The sequence below is a fragment of the Hymenobacter sp. BT730 genome, assembly GCF_030542105.1.
Lineage (GTDB): Bacteria > Bacteroidota > Bacteroidia > Cytophagales > Hymenobacteraceae > Hymenobacter.
On sequence record NZ_JAUOFB010000004.1, the window covers coordinates 238,034 to 253,172 of the forward strand.

The 15,139-nt window shown below is 54.3% G+C and carries 17 protein-coding genes and 1 tRNA gene; 5 read left to right on the forward strand and 13 right to left on the reverse strand.

Annotated elements, in window-relative coordinates; genetic code table 11:
- The first annotated feature begins 122 nt into the window (after positions 1 to 122).
- Together Q4G72_RS13670 and Q4G72_RS13675 are read left to right on the forward strand one after the other, a co-directional pair.
- Complete coding sequence (locus Q4G72_RS13670; protein ID WP_303311991.1) at positions 123 to 1,232, forward strand: ferredoxin--NADP reductase; 1,110 nt, start codon at positions 123 to 125, stop codon at positions 1,230 to 1,232.
- 39 nt (positions 1,233 to 1,271) lie between these two features.
- Entirely contained in the window at positions 1,272 to 3,008 is a 1,737-nt protein-coding gene (locus tag Q4G72_RS13675) for a M3 family oligoendopeptidase (protein ID WP_303311992.1), read from the forward strand.
- Between the two features lie 69 nt (positions 3,009 to 3,077).
- Here Q4G72_RS13675 and Q4G72_RS13680 read toward each other — a convergent pair whose 3' ends face one another.
- The 8 genes from Q4G72_RS13680 to Q4G72_RS13715 all read right to left on the reverse strand — a co-directional run bounded on the left by Q4G72_RS13680 (position 3,078) and on the right by Q4G72_RS13715 (position 8,239).
- A complete protein-coding gene (locus Q4G72_RS13680) occupies positions 3,078 to 3,371 on the reverse strand; it encodes a hypothetical protein (protein ID WP_303311993.1) in 294 nt (97 codons plus the stop codon).
- A gap of 159 nt (positions 3,372 to 3,530) precedes the next feature.
- Positions 3,531 to 4,118 (reverse strand): hypothetical protein, encoded by a 588-nt coding sequence (locus tag Q4G72_RS13685; protein WP_303311994.1) that lies wholly within the window; start codon positions 4,116 to 4,118, stop codon positions 3,531 to 3,533.
- 51 nt (positions 4,119 to 4,169) lie between these two features.
- Positions 4,170 to 4,676, reverse strand: coding sequence for a 1,2-phenylacetyl-CoA epoxidase subunit PaaD (gene paaD / locus Q4G72_RS13690; protein ID WP_303311995.1), 507 nt, complete (start codon positions 4,674 to 4,676; stop codon positions 4,170 to 4,172).
- Between the two features lie 94 nt (positions 4,677 to 4,770).
- Entirely contained in the window at positions 4,771 to 5,526 is a 756-nt protein-coding gene (gene paaC / locus Q4G72_RS13695; RefSeq protein WP_303311996.1) for a 1,2-phenylacetyl-CoA epoxidase subunit PaaC, read from the reverse strand.
- Positions 5,527 to 5,531: 5 nt separating this feature from the next.
- Entirely contained in the window at positions 5,532 to 6,209 is a 678-nt protein-coding gene (locus tag Q4G72_RS13700) for a phenylacetic acid degradation b (protein WP_303311997.1), read from the reverse strand.
- A gap of 113 nt (positions 6,210 to 6,322) precedes the next feature.
- Positions 6,323 to 7,312, reverse strand: coding sequence for a 1,2-phenylacetyl-CoA epoxidase subunit PaaA (gene paaA, locus Q4G72_RS13705; protein WP_044514143.1), 990 nt, complete (start codon positions 7,310 to 7,312; stop codon positions 6,323 to 6,325).
- A gap of 49 nt (positions 7,313 to 7,361) precedes the next feature.
- Positions 7,362 to 7,640 (reverse strand): hypothetical protein, encoded by a 279-nt coding sequence (locus Q4G72_RS13710; protein ID WP_303311998.1) that lies wholly within the window; start codon positions 7,638 to 7,640, stop codon positions 7,362 to 7,364.
- A 14-nt stretch (positions 7,641 to 7,654) separates the two neighbouring features.
- Positions 7,655 to 8,239 carry a TetR/AcrR family transcriptional regulator gene (locus tag Q4G72_RS13715; RefSeq protein ID WP_303311999.1) on the reverse strand — a complete coding sequence of 195 codons (585 nt, stop codon included), beginning with the start codon at positions 8,237 to 8,239 and terminating at the stop codon, positions 7,655 to 7,657.
- A gap of 178 nt (positions 8,240 to 8,417) precedes the next feature.
- On the opposite strand from Q4G72_RS13715, the gene thiL reads away from it, so the two are divergent.
- The gene (gene thiL / locus Q4G72_RS13720; protein WP_303312000.1) at positions 8,418 to 9,446 is read left to right on the forward strand and encodes a thiamine-phosphate kinase; all 1,029 of its coding nucleotides are present in this window, start codon (positions 8,418 to 8,420) and stop codon (positions 9,444 to 9,446) included.
- Between the two features lie 142 nt (positions 9,447 to 9,588).
- Here thiL and Q4G72_RS13725 read toward each other — a convergent pair whose 3' ends face one another.
- From Q4G72_RS13725 to rlmD, 3 genes are read right to left on the reverse strand one after another with little or no spacing between them, the layout of a single operon-like run.
- A complete protein-coding gene (locus Q4G72_RS13725; protein WP_121238090.1) occupies positions 9,589 to 9,963 on the reverse strand; it encodes a hypothetical protein in 375 nt (124 codons plus the stop codon).
- Positions 9,964 to 9,969: 6 nt separating this feature from the next.
- Positions 9,970 to 10,467 (reverse strand): hypothetical protein, encoded by a 498-nt coding sequence (locus tag Q4G72_RS13730; protein WP_303312001.1) that lies wholly within the window; start codon positions 10,465 to 10,467, stop codon positions 9,970 to 9,972.
- Between the two features lie 15 nt (positions 10,468 to 10,482).
- Complete coding sequence (rlmD, locus tag Q4G72_RS13735) at positions 10,483 to 11,892, reverse strand: 23S rRNA (uracil(1939)-C(5))-methyltransferase RlmD (RefSeq protein WP_368409002.1); 1,410 nt, start codon at positions 11,890 to 11,892, stop codon at positions 10,483 to 10,485.
- 146 nt (positions 11,893 to 12,038) lie between these two features.
- Between rlmD and Q4G72_RS13740 the strand changes: the two genes are divergently transcribed.
- Complete coding sequence (locus tag Q4G72_RS13740; protein ID WP_303312002.1) at positions 12,039 to 12,845, forward strand: SDR family oxidoreductase; 807 nt, start codon at positions 12,039 to 12,041, stop codon at positions 12,843 to 12,845.
- A gap of 147 nt (positions 12,846 to 12,992) precedes the next feature.
- Here Q4G72_RS13740 and Q4G72_RS13745 read toward each other — a convergent pair whose 3' ends face one another.
- Positions 12,993 to 13,718 (reverse strand): SH3 domain-containing protein, encoded by a 726-nt coding sequence (locus Q4G72_RS13745; RefSeq protein WP_303312003.1) that lies wholly within the window; start codon positions 13,716 to 13,718, stop codon positions 12,993 to 12,995.
- Between the two features lie 78 nt (positions 13,719 to 13,796).
- On the opposite strand from Q4G72_RS13745, the gene Q4G72_RS13750 reads away from it, so the two are divergent.
- Positions 13,797 to 13,872 (forward strand) — tRNA-Lys (locus Q4G72_RS13750).
- A 1,015-nt stretch (positions 13,873 to 14,887) separates the two neighbouring features.
- Here Q4G72_RS13750 and Q4G72_RS13755 read toward each other — a convergent pair.
- A partial coding sequence (locus Q4G72_RS13755) for a hypothetical protein (protein ID WP_303312004.1) occupies positions 14,888 to 15,139 on the reverse strand: 252 nt, incomplete at its 5' end.

The window sequence follows — 15,139 nt, forward strand, 5'->3', positions numbered from 1 at the left end:
ACCCGTGAAAATGCGGGTGCCAAGCTAAAACGAACGGTGCAGAATCCCGTACTTTGCAGCCCGTTTAAAACCCGTGGGCCTTCTGTCTACGTAAACCTTTTTTTAGTCAGTTTACCACCCGAATGAGCTCTCCTTACCTTACCCTTAACGTCGTTGAACTCACCCAGGAAACCCCCGACGCCGTTACCATCCACCTGGAGCACCCCGAGCGCCAACCAATTGCCTGTCAGCCGGGTCAGTTTCTGACCCTGATTTTGCCTTGTGGTGCGGGTGGAAAGAAAGAACGCCGCTCGTATTCGCTCAGCAGCACGCCTAACGAAGCGCCGCGTCTTTCGGTTACGGTAAAGCGGGTGCCTGGGGGCCTGGTCAGCAACTATTTGCTGGATACGGTACAGGTAGGCCAGCAAATGGAAGTAATGGCGCCGCTGGGCAATTTTACGCTCAAAACCGGCGCTAAAACGGCCCGTTCCTTGGTGCTGGTAGGGGCTGGCAGCGGTATTACACCCCTCATGAGCATGCTGAAAGCCGTGCTGCAGGAGGAGCCCCAAAGCCACGTGCTGCTGGTGTATGGCAACCGCAATGAAGAATCCGTTATTTTCCGGCAGCAGCTGGCGCAGCTGGAAGCACAGTATGCCGGCCGCCTGCAGGTAGAGCATATTTACACCCAGCCTTCGCAACCTGTGGCTGCACACCAACATACCGGGCGCCTGAACCGAACCATGCTGCTACGTATTCTGGAGCAGCGCCACCAATTCCCGGCCGAGCAGGCAGAGTATTACCTTTGTGGCCCCGATGGCATGATGGCCGAAGCCAAAGCGGCCTTAGAACTGCTGGGAGTGCCCACCCCCAACATTCATCGGGAAAGCTTTATGGCAGCCGCCGACTCCAGTGAAGTGGCTGCCAACCAGCCCAACGGACACGGAGACGTTTCAGTAGCTACTGAGGATGATGCCACACAGCCCCGGACCGTTACTATTCAATATGAAGGTTCTGAGTACTCCGTAGCTGTAGCAGCTGGCCAAACTATTCTGGAAGCTGCTCTGGATCAGGATATTGATTTGCCTTATTCCTGCCAGGCCGGTTTATGTACGGCTTGCCGTGGGAAATGCCTGTCAGGCAAAGTACATTTGGATGAGCGCGAAGGATTATCTGACGCCGAGATGAAACAAGGTTATGTGCTGGTATGCGTGGGCCACCCCCTTACCAGCGACGTTGTTATCGAAATCGGTTAATTTTTCCTTAGGGTATTCTTCCGCGAAAACTCTTTTGCCATGGTACACTCCCCCGAAGCCGCTCTGGCTACCGATACCCAGCGCCCGCCCCGTCATTACTTGCCTGAAAGCTTTCTGGTAAGTGACTGGGCTACCCTCGAGCCCTATTTCATAGAGCTGCGCGAACGGCCCCTGCTTTCTGCTGCTGAGCTAGAACGCTGGCTGCTGGATAGGAGCGAGCTGGAAAGCGTGCTGAGCGAGGACATGGCCTGGCGCTATATCCGCATGACCTGTGACACGCAGGATGCCGGCCGGGCGGAAGCGTTTCAATACTTTGTAAGCGAGATTGAGCCCAAAGTAGCCCCTTACGACCACGCCCTCAACGAAAAGATGATGGCCTCGGAGTTCTTGGGCCAGCTGGACGAACAGCGCTACCGCGTGTTTATCCGCTCCGTGCGCCAGGCATTGGAAATCTACCGCGAGGCGAACATTCCCCTTAAAACTGAAATCAGTACCAAGCAGCAGCAATATGCCGCTACCGTGGGCGCTATGACGGTAACGCTGGATGGGGAAGAAATGACCCTGCCCCGCGCCGCCGACCGCCTGAAGAACCCGAACCGCGCCGTGCGGGAGGAAGCGTACCGGGCAGTGCAGGAGCGCCGCTTGCAGGATGCGGTGCCTCTGGATACGCTCTTCACGGAGTTGGTGCAGTTGCGCCACCAGATGGCCCTCAATGCCGACTTCTCCAACTTCCGCGACTACATGTTCGCGGCCCTGGGGCGCTTCGACTACACCCCGCAGGACTGCAAACATTTCCACCAGGCCATCCGGGAAACCGTAGTTCCGCTCATTGATGACCTGGACCTGGCCCGCCGCCAGGATCTGGCTTTGCCGGAGCTGCGCCCCTGGGATTTGGATGTGGACGTAAGTGGCAAAGCTCCCCTGCACCCGTTTGAAACCGGCGAAGAGCTGTTAGATAAAACTATTACCGTATTCGAGCGCCTCGACCCCTTCCTGAGCGACTGTCTGCGCACCATGCGCCAGATGGGCAACCTGGATCTGGAGTCGCGCAAAGGCAAAGCCCCGGGCGGCTACAACTACCCGCTGGACGAAACCGGGGTGCCCTTCATCTTCATGAATGCCACTTCTTCGCTGCGCGATGTGGTGACGATGCTGCATGAAGGCGGCCATGCGGTGCATAGTTTCCTCACGCGTCGCTTGCCGCTGTCAGCGGATAAACATCCACCATCCGAAGTAGCCGAGCTGGCTTCGATGAGCATGGAGCTGATGAGCATGGACCATTGGGACGTGTTTTTCTCAGACCCGGAGGAGCTACGCCGTGCCAAGAAAACACACCTGGAAAGCGTGCTGGAAACCTTCCCGTGGGTAGCCACTATTGATAAATTTCAGCACTGGATTTACGAGAATCCGCAGCATACGGAAGAAGAGCGGCACCAGAGTTGGATTACTATCTTCAATGAGTTTAATCAGCGCACAGTAAGCTGGCAGGGCCTGGAGAAATACAAGCCATACCTCTGGCAAAAGCAGTTGCACCTCTACGAAGTACCCTTCTATTACATAGAATACGCCATGGCTCAGTTGGGCGCCATTGCCGTATGGCGCAACTTCCGCCAGAACCCCCAACAGGGGTTGGCTGCCTATAAGCGTGCCTTAGCACTGGGCTACACTGCTCCCATCGGGGAGATATATGCCGCCGCCGGCATCCGCTTCGATTTCAGCACCGAGTACCTGCGTACGCTGGCTGATTTTGTGCATGATGAAATGGCGAAACTCTAGCCTTTACCCATTAAAAAAGCCGCTGTATACCTAGAGCGGCTTTTTTAATGGGTAAAGGCGAAAGAGAACTTAATTCTGAGGAGAAGGAGAAACCGGCTGAATGCAGGTTAATCGTACTGTTTCCCCTACCATACAAATACTAACAGCAGACTCCAGTTCATAGGCTATATACAGCTTCTCCTCATCGTGCGGGGTGTAAGCTTGCCAGACAGGGCCCAGAGGCTCGAGACGCTGCCCGTCGCTTAGCTCCAGTACCATACGGCAGCCGTCCAACCCAGTCAGGTCGCGGACGGTTACCAACGTGGTGCAATCGGGCGCGGCCTCCTCATGGGCACAGCCGGGCAGCAGGGAAGTTGCTAGCATTAAGAGGAGCAGAGGGCGGAATAGAGTACGCATGTTGCTATAGATATGATAGGTAGATTTATTTAGACGATTTACTAAGTGCAGATAAGGTTGCATAGCAACGCCCTGTCTCCTGATTTTTACAGGAAGCAGGGCGTTGCTTGCGAGTCGACGAACAAGTTACTGCTGAATAGTAAACAGCGGCAGGGGTTTCAATTTGGCGTATTTCCCTCCCAGCTGTGTTATCTCAGGTTGATGCACCTGCAGATAGTCATTGAAGCGTTTAGCGGCTTGGTCATAGCGCAGCCGGTAAGCAACCACTTCTGCATCGTATTGCTGAATGCCCTCGGTGAGGTTGCGTACCAGCTCACTTTTCTGGCCTGTTTCCGGCATTGCTACGGCATACACCGCCCGCAGAACTGAATCCTGCGCGGCGTCATACACATCAATCCGGGTAGATTCCTGCATGCTTTGCTGATTGTAGCGCAGGCCTTTCAGCCGGTTGTTCGCTTTCAGCAATTCTTTTAACTGAGAACGGTCGGAGCCAGGCTGGTTTTCTAATTCACGGATTATCTGGCGGGTGGCACTATGCTTGGCATTATCACTGGTAATCATTTCCGTCCAGCGCGCTTCCACGGTGTCTTGCAGTACACTGAGCTGGGCTTTGGCAGCGGCTGGAGAAGCCGGATCTATAGGAGCAGGGGTTCGGTTACAGGCCTCGAGGCCGGCTATGAGCAGGAACAGCGCCAGCGGCAGGATTTTTTTCATGAAAGCAGTAACGCCGCAAACGGCGAAATAGTGAGATAAGAGCGAAGAAAATTAAACGGGCTTAAACTGCTCAAACATCTGCCGGCAATTGTGGCAGTAGTGCATGGAGCGGCAGAGCGTAGCGCCAAAGGGCGTGCGCATTTCCGTATTCTGGCTGTTACAATAAGGACAGGTAGCGTACTCCAGAATATCCAGATCCAGCACTTGGTTATAAACTGGCGGAGGCGCCAGCCCAAAATTCTTCAATGCCAGGCGCCCTTTCTCGCTCACCATGTTGGTATTCCAGGGTTCCTCGAAGCTCATTTCAATCTGCACGTTCTCTACGCCGTGCGCATGCAGCACCCGCTCCACGTCGCGCTGCATATAGTCCATGGCCGGGCACCCAGAAAAGGTAGGCGTCATCTTCACCAGCACGCCCCCGTTTTCCTGCAGCACCACATCCCGGATAACCCCTAAGTCTACCAGTGAAAGCACCGGTATTTCGGGGTCCTTCACTTCTTCCAGCCAAGTCAGTATAGTGGGCTTATCCATCGTAGTTGCCGTTAGAATAGGCGTCATGCTAAGCTTGTCGAAGCATCTTGCTTGTGTGGTACACCCACCCACCGAAGCGCGCAAGATGCTTCGACAAGCTTAGCATAACTCGTAAAGTAGCTTACCAATCAGCCGTGGGGTCGAGGCGGAATACTTCGGCCATTTCGTCCAGCAGGGGCTGCAGGAATTCGGTGTGTTCCCCAGTACGGCCGCCGTACACGGGCGTTAGGATCTGCAGATCGGGCATTTGTAAGGCCGTCTGGCTGAGGATAGCACGGATGCTTTCTTCCCAGCGGGCTTTCAGCGCATCTTCACCAATGAAAATACCTTCAGCAATAATAGCTTCTTCCTGCTCCGTTTTCTCAAACAAACCCAGCGCATAAGGTAACGTGTAGTCCAAGGACTGTTGCAGGCGTGCAATAGCCTCTTCGGTGCTGGAGCCCAAGCGCTTTACCCAGGTATTGGCGTGCAGCACGTGGTATTTTAGCTCACCTTTCAGCTTGCGGGCTACCTGCGCCAGCGGCTCATAGCTGCTCTGGCCCAGGGCCTCAAAACGTAGCAACTCGGCGTGGTCGTAGAGGAAGTGGCGAATCAGGCTGAAGTCATACTCGCCGATTGGCAACTCTACCAGCTGGCAGCAGTGAAATTGTGGGGCGTTGCGGGTGAAAGCTACCGTATCCGGCTCCGCTTCGCCTAACTGATTCAGCAGTAAATACAGCTGCAAACTGTGGCCTAGCTTGTCCTGCGCCATGGAGGAAAAGGCTATGTCTTCCTCCAGAATCGGGCCCAGGCCATTCCATTCGGAGTTGCGGTGACCCAGAATCAGCTGGTCGTCGGCGAGGCGGTACAGGAGGTTTTTGAGTGCGGCTTGGTTCACGACGTTCAGGCTTGGGGAGCGTTTGGCTGTTGTTCTTGTTTGAAGCGCTCAATGCGGTCCTGCACACGGTACGCCATAGCTTCCCGGTACTTTTTCTCCGGATTGGTGGCCCACATATCCTTGTCTTCTTCCTCGGAGTGCAACACATCCGCGGAGCGCACCACCCACACGTTTACCACGGGGCGCTGCTCACCAAACACAGCCTTAGCTATCTGCAGCGCCTGACCGGGCGTAGCGGCCCGTACCTTGCCAACATGCGTGTGCGCTTTGCCGCGCTTTTTCAGGTGGAAGATGTCGTAGTCTTCCTCGCCGGCCGCATATGCAGCGGCATCCTGCGCTTCCTCGGAAGGAGCAGTTGCCGGAACCTCGCCCCGGTCATCGGGCAGCGTGTCGTAAACCGATTCCGTGTCGCCCACATAGCCGGTCAGCTGAATGCTGGCGGTGGGCACTACCCACATGCCCGTGCAGGGAAAGCGGCGGCTATACTGCTCCTTAGCAAAGAGAAAGGCCACATCAGCAGAAGGGGCATGCACCGGGCCTACATACACGTAGGCGGTGCCTTCCTTTTTCTGATGAAAGACTTCGTAGGTCTCAAACTGGTCCAGCAGAGCCTTGTCGGGCGGGGGAGGAGGAGCATCCGGCAAACCCAAACGGTTAATGCGCGGATCGAGGGAGTGGAGCACTGGTGGGAAAATTATGAAATATGAATTCTGAATGCCGAGGGGTGGGGCGGGGTGGGACGCTTGCTCTACAATTCAGAACCCATATTTCAATGCTTAAAAGAGCAGCCGGTGGGTTAGGCCAGCGGCTTTACATATTTGGCCTGGGGCGAGAGCAGCGCGCGGCGTACCCAGGCACCATTTTCTTCGGCGGCGCGGCGCACGGCCAGGCGCTCCTTGTTGCAGGGACCGTCGCCGTTAATCACGCGCTTGAAGTCTTCCCAGTCGGGCTCGGTGAACTCCCACTGGCCGGTTTCTTCGTTTTTGTGCAGGTTGGGGTCGGGCAGGGTGAGACCCAGCTCCCAGATTTTGGGCACGTACATATCCAGGAACTGCTGGCGGCAGTCGTCGTTGGTGGCCATTTTCACCTTCCAGCGCATCAGGATTTCCGTGTGCGTGCTCATTTTGTCGGCGGGGCCGAAGAACGTCATGATGGCGGGCCACCAGCGGTTCAGGGCTTCCTGCATCATGCGGCGCTGGGTGGGCGTGCCGGTAGCCATGTGCGTTACGGCATCGTGGCCGTACTTCAGGTGGAAAGCTTCCTCGGCGCAAATTCGGTCCAGGGCCCGGCAGTAAGGACCGTAGCTGCCCTTGGCGTTGGCCAGCTGGTTTACGATGGCGCCGGCGTCAATCAGCCAGGAAATAACGTTGGAGTCGGCCCAGGTAGGGGTGGGGTAGTTGAAGACGTTGCTGTACTTCGACTTGCCGTTGATCAGGTCAGACAGCATCTGCTCCCGGGTTTTACCCAGCGTCTCGGCGGCCGAATACAGTAGCTGCGCGTGGCCTACTTCGTCCTGCACTTTGGCCATTTGGGCCATTTTGCGGCGGAAGCCGGGCGCGCGGGTAATCCAGGTGCCTTCGGGCAGGGAGCCAATAATTTCCGAGTGCGCGTGCTGCTCAATCATGCGAATGAGCTGCTTGCGGTACAGGGCCGGCATCCAGTCCGAGGGCTCAATTTTTTCGCCCCGGGCAATGCGTGCCTCAAACTCGGCCAACAGAATCGGGTCTTCGTTTTCTAAGCCATCGGCCTTCACCGGGGCTTCAAAAGTGTTTCCTCCGCCGTACATAATGCGCTGGGGTAAAAAGGTGGGAAGTGAATTTATTGGGTGGGGCCGGCTAGTCGCCGATTAGTACGAGGTTGTTGTCAGAATCAAATTTGAAATCTGCTAAGCTTTCTAATGTATCTGCCGAAACGGGCATTTTAGATTTCTGTAAGCCTTGTAAAAGGGGTAAACGGTGATTTTCGTGAAGGACCGTACGACCATATACATCGATTTGCAAACCTGTTTGCTGTTGAACATAGTTTAAGGCGTCCTGAATAGAAGCATTATCATAGTTCAGGCTACCAAGCAGCAGCTTAGATTTTCCATTTATGGTATAAATCTCCAACGCCATAATTCTCACAACGCTTAAATTGTTAAAAGCCCGCGCAACAGCTGCTCCGCCAGGCGGTGCGCTATGTCATCGGGGCTGAGTTTGCCGTTGGGTTTGTACCAGGTAGGCAGCCAGTTCAGGCTGGCCAGAAGCGTAAGCGTGGCAAAGCCGGCATCGGGAGCATGTAGCTCTCCGGTGGTAAGGCCCTGCTGAATCAACTCGTGAAAACCAGTTTCGTACCGCTCACGCAGGGTGAGAAACTCCGTGCGGGCCGGCTCCGAGAGGTGGCGCCACTCGTGCAGAAATACTGCGGAAGCAGCCACGTCCTGGGTAAGCACGCGCACATGGCTTTCAATGGCCCGGCGCAGCTGCTCTGCAATCGTTTGCGCTTTATCGTATGTCGAGGCTTCAAATCCGGCAAAAAAAGCGTCGGCCAGCCGGAAGCAAATCCGGTGCAGAATCTCCTCTTTACTGCGAATGTGCGAGTAAATGCTGCCAGCTTCAATACCTAAGGCCGAAGCCAACTCCCGCATACTGGTAGCCGCAAAGCCCCGTGACCGAAACAACGCCGTAGCGGTCTGGTCAATCTGTGCTTTGCGGGAGAGGGTTACGGATTCCATACTAGGTCAACAAAGATATGGTTCCTAACGTTCGTTAGCAAACGATTGTTGCCCGCCTTACTAGGGTACTACGCTCCACTCCGCATGTCAGTACTGGCTTCTGTCACCATATCTTCTCTAGCAATTTCGGCCAGCGCGTAGACTATTGTACTTTTGCACCCTCATTTAATTGAATTCCATGAGCGACATCACGCCACTCGATAAAGTAGGGGAGTTCGGTCTTATCCACCGCATTCAGAATACCATCACGCTCCAGCAGCCCAGCACTGTGTTGGGAATTGGGGATGATGCCGCCGTTATAGCCCCGGCCGCTAACCATGATGTGGTGGTGAGCACGGATATGCTGGTGGAAGGCGTGCACTTCGACCTAACGTTCTGCCCGCTCAAGCATGTAGGCTATAAAGCGGTGGCCGTAAATGTGTCGGATATAGCCGCTATGAATGCCACACCCACACAAATTGTGGTGTCAATTTCTATTGGGGCCCGGTTTTCGGTGGAGGCTATTGAGGAACTGTACGAAGGTATGCGCCTGGCCTGCGAAGCTTATAATGTAGATTTGGTGGGCGGTGATACTACCGCCAGCCGTGGTGGACTTACTATCAACATCACGGCTTTGGGGCAGGTGGAGCACGGTAAAGCAGTGCGCCGCAGCGGTGCCGGCCCTAACGACCTGATTTGCGTAACCGGCGACCTGGGCGGTGCTTTCTTGGGCCTACAGGTATTGGAGCGCGAAAAGCAGGCTTGGCAGGCCGACCCCGAAACCCAGCCCGAGCTCAGCAAATACCCCTACGTGCTGCAGCGCCAGCTCCGCCCCGAAGCCCGCATGGACATCATTCATGAACTACGCGACCTGGGCGTGGTGCCCACCAGCATGATTGATATTTCCGATGGGCTGGCCTCCGAAACGCTGCACCTGTGCCAAGCCAGCGGAACCGGTGCCCGCATTTTCTCCGAGAACCTGCCCATTGCCAACCCCACGCTGGAAGTAGCCGAGGAGTTTAACCTAGACCCCATCATGTGCATGCTCAACGGCGGCGAGGACTACGAACTGCTCTTCACCGTTCCCCTTTCTGCCCACGACAAGCTCAAAAACCACCCCGATATCACCATCATCGGCCACATGATAGACAAGAGCGAGGGCGCCAACCTGATTACTAAAGCCGGTCAGCCGGTGCCCCTGCGTGCCCAGGGTTGGCAGCACTTCTAAAGCAGGAATAAATTTCAGATAGTATAAAAAAAGCTGTCATCCTGAGTGAAGCGAAGGACCTTATCACGACAAAACGACTTCGTAACAACGACTCGTTTCAACGTAATAAGGTCCTTCGCTTCACTCAGGATGACAGTTGCTGTTAGTCTTCCGGGTAGGGGATGTACACGAAGTTGGTGAACTCCTCATCCAGCACGAAGAGGCAGCAGTATTCATCAGCGTCGCGGTAGGTGCTTTGGAAGGCTTCGATGCCCTCCTGGCCCACGATGCCTTGCTGCACAAACAGCTCCAAGTAGCTGGCGAAAACGTGCCATTCCAGGTTCAACTCATCGGCATTCACCAGCAGGCCACCCAGCGGCACCTCCTGGCGGGCAAAAACGAAAATGGGGTACTTCGAAATATCTCGCTTCCGAATCTGGGAGGAGGCCTCCATCAGCGTATCAGAAACGGTAGCGAAGTCCTTGGTGATGGTGCCGAGGTATTTGCCGTTCAGTTCGGGGTCGTTGGTATAGTCCATTTTAGTTTATGCTATTCTACCAGTTTTCTTTAATATATATGAAATGGCAATTACAGCTAGGCAAAAACCAATTATGTAGTAGCCTATAGTATTTTGTTTGCCCCGAATAAAGTAAGGCTTACTATCCTTATCAATAAAATACGCTAAACGAGAAACTTCAGGGTCGCTGCTTAGGAAGGTTTCGTCGTAGTAAATAGTAATAACGTCACCAGCTTTAAGGTTGTCAATTCGTTGAAAATCTGGTTTTGAACCGTCAATATCCTCACCGATAAGTAATTTGAAATATTTAGGATAATCCTTGATCTTCAGGTAGCGTATTGGCTCATTGTTGAGATTTATATGCCCTTCTATCTGTAGTGAATTAGAGATATTAGTGAGTTTACTTGTCAGATGGAGGAAGTCGCCTTTTTGTTTTTGGTTCCGATATAATGTGCTAAAGCATAGAATTATAGTGAATAACATTCCAAAAAAGAGCTTCCAGAAAACGGGTGCTTTGTAAGACATAAAGTTCCTGCAAACCTACCGCAACTCCAGCAATACCACATTCTCCACATGGTGCGTGTGCGGGAACATATCCACCGGCTGCACTTTCGTCACTTTATAGGCCTCATCCAGCAGTTCCAAATCCCGGGCCTGGGTGCCGGGGTTGCAGCTGACGTACACGATGCGCGCTGCGCGCATTTCGAGCAGGCGGGCCACTACGTCGGGGTGCATGCCGGCGCGGGGCGGGTCGGTGATGATGACGTCGGGGCGGCCGTGCTTCTGGATGAACTCCGCGTTGAGCACGTCCTTCATGTCGCCGGCGTAAAACTCGGTGTTGGTGGTGCCGTTGATTTCGGAGTTGATATAGGCGTCCTTCACCGCTGATTCCACATACTCTACGCCCACTACGTGCTTGGCCTGGCGGGCCACAAAGTTGGCAATGGTGCCAGCACCGGTATAGAGGTCATACACTAGCTCCGAGCCGGTAAGTTGGGCAAAGTCGCGGGTCACTTTGTAGAGGTTGTAGGCGCCTTCAGAATTAGTCTGATAGAAGGATTTGGGGCCTACGCGGAAGCGCAGGCCTTCCATTTCCTCGTGGATGTACGGCTCGCCCTTGTAGCACACCACGTCTAGGTCGTGGAAGGTTTCGTTGCCTTTGTCGTTGAGGACGTAGTTGAGGGAGGTGATTTGCGGGAACCGCTCATTGATATAATCTAGCAGCGGAAACAGCGCGTCGTGCGCGTAGTAGCACTGCAGAATCACCATCAGGTCGCCGGAGTTGGCCGTGCGGATGATGAGGTTGCGCAGGAAGCCTTCCTGCGTGACCAGGTTGTTGAAAGGTAGGTCGTGCTCGTGGGCGTAGTCGCGCACGGCCAGCCGGATCTGGTTGCTGGGGTCGGGCTGCAGCCAGCAATGGTTCACGTCCAGAATCTTATCGAAGCGGGCGGGAGTATGGAAGCCCAGCACGCGGCGGTCATAGTCATGGCCGCTGGCAATCTGCTCGTTGGTGAGCCAGCCATTGTGGCTGAAGGTGTACTCCAGTTTGTTGCGGTAGTACGTCTGTGCCGGGGAAGGGAGAATGGGCTGGATTTCTGGTAAGGCCACTTTACCAATGCGCTGCAAAGTATCTGCTACCTGCTGATGCTTGAATTTAAGCTGGGTTTCGTAGCCTAAGTGCTGCCACTTGCAGCCGCCGCAGGTTCCGAAATGCTCGCAGAAAGGCTGCACGCGCAGCTCAGAATACTTATGGAAGTGCGTGGGCACGGCTTCCAGGAAGTTCTTTTTGGCTTTGGTTACGCGCAAATCTACCACGTCGCCGGGGGCTACCTGGGTTACAAAAATGACCAGATTCTCGCGGCGCACCAGGCACTTGCCCTCGGCCACCATATCGGTGATTTCGACTTCGCGAAGCAGCTCCGCGGGGATGTTTTTTACTGATTTCCTCACAAGCGCAAAGGTAACCACGGATTTGACCGGATTTATCGGATGTCGCGGATTTTGTGATGCTCGCGGCATCTCAGGTGCGCTCAGAAAAACCGTACTTTTGCCTTTCCCGGCTTGCTGAGCGGGTGGCTGAATTCTGCTAAGACTCTATGAAAGGAAAAGTTGTACTGATTACCGGCGGCACCTCAGGTATCGGCCGCGCTTGTGCAGAGGTGTTCGGCAAGGCCGGTGCCAAAGTAGTTATCACGGGCCGTAATGAAGCGCGCCTGCAGGAAACCAGCACCGAACTTAAGCGCCAGGGCATTGAGCACCGCACCGTTCGCGCCGATGTAGGCAATGAGGAAGACTCACGCCGCGCGGTAGAGGAAACCATTGCCGCTTTTGGCCGACTGGATGTGCTACTAAATAACGCCGGAATTTCCATGCGGGCCCTGTTTCAGGATGCCGACCTGGATGTAATCCGGCAGCTGATGCAAACCAACTTTTTCGGGACTGTGTATACCACCAAGTTTGCGCTGCCGCATATCGTGGCTACAAAAGGCTCCATTGTCGGCATCAGCAGCATTGCGGGTTACCGCGGCCTGCCGGGGCGCACGGGCTACTCGGCTTCCAAGTTTGCTATGCAGGGTTTCCTGGAAGCGCTACGCACGGAACTGCTGCCGCAGGGTGTGCACGTGCTGGTAGCCTGCCCAGGCTTCACTTCCTCCAACATTCGCAACGTGGCCCTGGCCGCCGATGGCTCCCAGCAGGGAGAGTCGCCGTTGGATGAGGGCAATATCATGAGCAGCGAGGAAGTAGCAGAGCACTTGCTGCGCGCCGTGCAGCAGCGCCGCCGCGATATGGTGCTCACCAGCCAAGGCAAACTCACCGTTTTCCTGAATAAGTGGATGCCCAGCCTTACGGATAAACTGGTGCTGAATCATTTTCGCAAAGAAAAAGATTCGCCTTTGCGCTAACCTATTCAAGGGAGAATTACTGTTATATCTCAACCAAAAAGCCCCGGGCTTGCAGAACTTTCCTGCTGGCCTGGGGCTTTCTATTTTTAACAGATGAGAAGATTGCCCGTGCGCCTGGGTACTTCCGTTTTAACAGGAACGAAGGCCTTACTCTACCAATAGCAGATTTTGGCGGCGGATGTAAGCCGTGCGCCCGTGCCATTCTACCTGATACCAGATATCCTGTTCTCCCTCCACCTGCAGCCGGTCACCGGCAGCTACCACGGTCAGCCAACCGGCGCCAGCGGCGGGTCCGCTCATCAACGCTGCCCGCGGCTGACATACCACACCCACGTTTTCCGGGCGAAGCAGATTAAGCAATACCCCAGCCAGCAGCAGATACATGCCATAGAGCACCCACCATTCCCGAATAATACGGCGGCACTTTAGCAAGCGTATTAATAAGACTGTGCCCGCGATTACCGCTACTATAAAGGCGGCTTGCAACAACTGATTGTAATAGCGCCGGAAGGGAATAAGTAAGCGCTGCGGCCAGGAAGTAGTATACCCATCGAGACGGTTGTTTTGGGCCAACTCAACCATTTTATTCCAGGTAGCCTGCGAGGGGGCATGCGTCTGAAGTACATTTAAGTAGTACAGTGCTGCCGGATAATGACCAATTTGTTCCTGAATGTAGGCCATGCGCACCAGCAACCGGGAGCTATGCTGTTGGCCTTGGTGCAGGGTTTGGCGGTAGAGCTTGTAGGCAGGTAGCAAAGCACCCACCTCGAACAAGGAATCTGCTTTAATAAGGGCTTTGCTATCGTTTTGGGCCAGAACGGTTTGGCAGAAAAACAGGCCCAGAAATAAAAAAAAGTGAGTTTTTTTGAGCAAAACGTTTGCAGGATAAGGATCGGCCCTCTACTTTTGTGCCACAATCAGCGAATAACACACGTCGATTGCAAAGTAAAGGATTCTGTAGCTCAGCTGGTAGAGCAATACACTTTTAATGTATGGGTCCTGGGTTCGAATCCCAGCGGGATCACCAAAAGCCTCGTTTGCAAGCTGCAAACGAGGCTTTTTATTTACTGGGTATGTAATAGGGTAAGTGACACATTCAGTAACAATTGGTTATTAAATAATTGTACCTCCCACCTATAACTAGGTTCTGCAGGCTTTTTTACTGATTCCCGAGGCGGAATGGAAACAGCTTCTAGTACTAATACAGTGACTAGGGGAGGCCGAAGAAAAACGGGCGTCTGGAAAAGCCTTTTGCCCATTGATGAAAACCTAAATGTGTGGCAAGCTTCAGCCTAGCTAGGTATGAAACCCGAGGGTGTTCGAAATGCTCGGCGGGCTGGACGTCTTAAAGGGGGCACTACAATGAAAAAAAGCGGGGCTTTTACGCGTCCTAATTATACCGCTACGTATATCAATAAGACCGGCGCTGGAGGTCATAGAGGATTTAAGAACTGTCGGAGGTGGTCCAGCATAGTAGCCAGGTGCAACTAGGCACCGCCCTGTTTGGGCAAGTATGTGGTGTCGCCCACCCGGACCTGGTTGGGACGGTGGGGCCGGCTGGCCCAGCAAGCGGTTGGGCACCGCACACCGGCCCGGTCGGAATGAGTGGTCCGGGGCCACGACTTGCGCCTTTTACCAGCAGTAGAGTAATTTCAGCCTGATGCCTAACTGCTGGGCCGCAGCTTGCGTGCTGTGGCTCTCGGAGGCCAGGAGCAAAGCCTCCGCCTTAACTGCCTCGTTGTATTGACGCCGTTTGTCGAGTGACGTCCCGCTGGATTTTGCTGCCATAACAGAAGAAATATATGTCCTTCTTCTGTCCGCCATTCCTAGACTACCTCAATCTGCAAAACCGCTCAAGATGCCTGTGAAAAAAAACTGTTTTTAGTCCATTTAAGCGGGGTAAGCATTCAGGAGCCCTAAATTTTAACAGGCTTATAGTGCTGCCTTTTGCAATCAGATACTGTTGAACTTCCGTTTCCAGCGCTCTGGCAAATCGGCACTACACATGATGTTACAACGATACGCGAGGCAGCAGCTTCGCGCTACATAGCCTTATATTCCTTCCAGCTCTTGATTTTCAGGTCCTTCATCTCCAGCGTGCAGAAGGCCTGAATAAACGCCTTGGCCAGGCGGGCGTTGGTCAGCAGCGGAATGCCGAAATCGACGGCCGTGCGGCGGATGGTGTAGTCGTTGTCCAGCTCCCCCTTGCTCAGGTTTTTGGGGATGTTGAGGACCAGCTCGATTTTCTTCTCCTTCAGACAGGTCAGCACGTTGGGCTCCTGCCGCTCATCGGG

Excerpts from the sequence above, each read along its gene's own strand:
- Q4G72_RS13715 (WP_303311999.1), bottom strand. The coding sequence starts at position 8,239 with ATGGAATCCGTAACCCTCTCCCGCAAAGCACAGATTGACCAGACCGCT.
- Q4G72_RS13730 (WP_303312001.1), bottom strand. The coding sequence starts at position 10,467 with ATGTCTTACAAAGCACCCGTTTTCTGGAAGCTCTTTTTTGGAATGTTA.
- Q4G72_RS13710 (WP_303311998.1), bottom strand. The coding sequence starts at position 7,640 with ATGGCGTTGGAGATTTATACCATAAATGGAAAATCTAAGCTGCTGCTT.
- Q4G72_RS13670 (WP_303311991.1), top strand. The coding sequence starts at position 123 with ATGAGCTCTCCTTACCTTACCCTTAACGTCGTTGAACTCACCCAGGAA.
- Q4G72_RS13740 (WP_303312002.1), top strand. The coding sequence starts at position 12,039 with ATGAAAGGAAAAGTTGTACTGATTACCGGCGGCACCTCAGGTATCGGC.
- Q4G72_RS13675 (WP_303311992.1), top strand. The coding sequence starts at position 1,272 with ATGGTACACTCCCCCGAAGCCGCTCTGGCTACCGATACCCAGCGCCCG.
- paaA (WP_044514143.1), bottom strand. The coding sequence starts at position 7,312 with ATGTACGGCGGAGGAAACACTTTTGAAGCCCCGGTGAAGGCCGATGGC.
- thiL (WP_303312000.1), top strand. The coding sequence starts at position 8,418 with ATGAGCGACATCACGCCACTCGATAAAGTAGGGGAGTTCGGTCTTATC.
- Q4G72_RS13680 (WP_303311993.1), bottom strand. The coding sequence starts at position 3,371 with ATGCTAGCAACTTCCCTGCTGCCCGGCTGTGCCCATGAGGAGGCCGCG.
- Q4G72_RS13725 (WP_121238090.1), bottom strand. The coding sequence starts at position 9,963 with ATGGACTATACCAACGACCCCGAACTGAACGGCAAATACCTCGGCACC.
- paaD (WP_303311995.1), bottom strand. The coding sequence starts at position 4,676 with ATGACGCCTATTCTAACGGCAACTACGATGGATAAGCCCACTATACTG.
- Q4G72_RS13685 (WP_303311994.1), bottom strand. The coding sequence starts at position 4,118 with ATGAAAAAAATCCTGCCGCTGGCGCTGTTCCTGCTCATAGCCGGCCTC.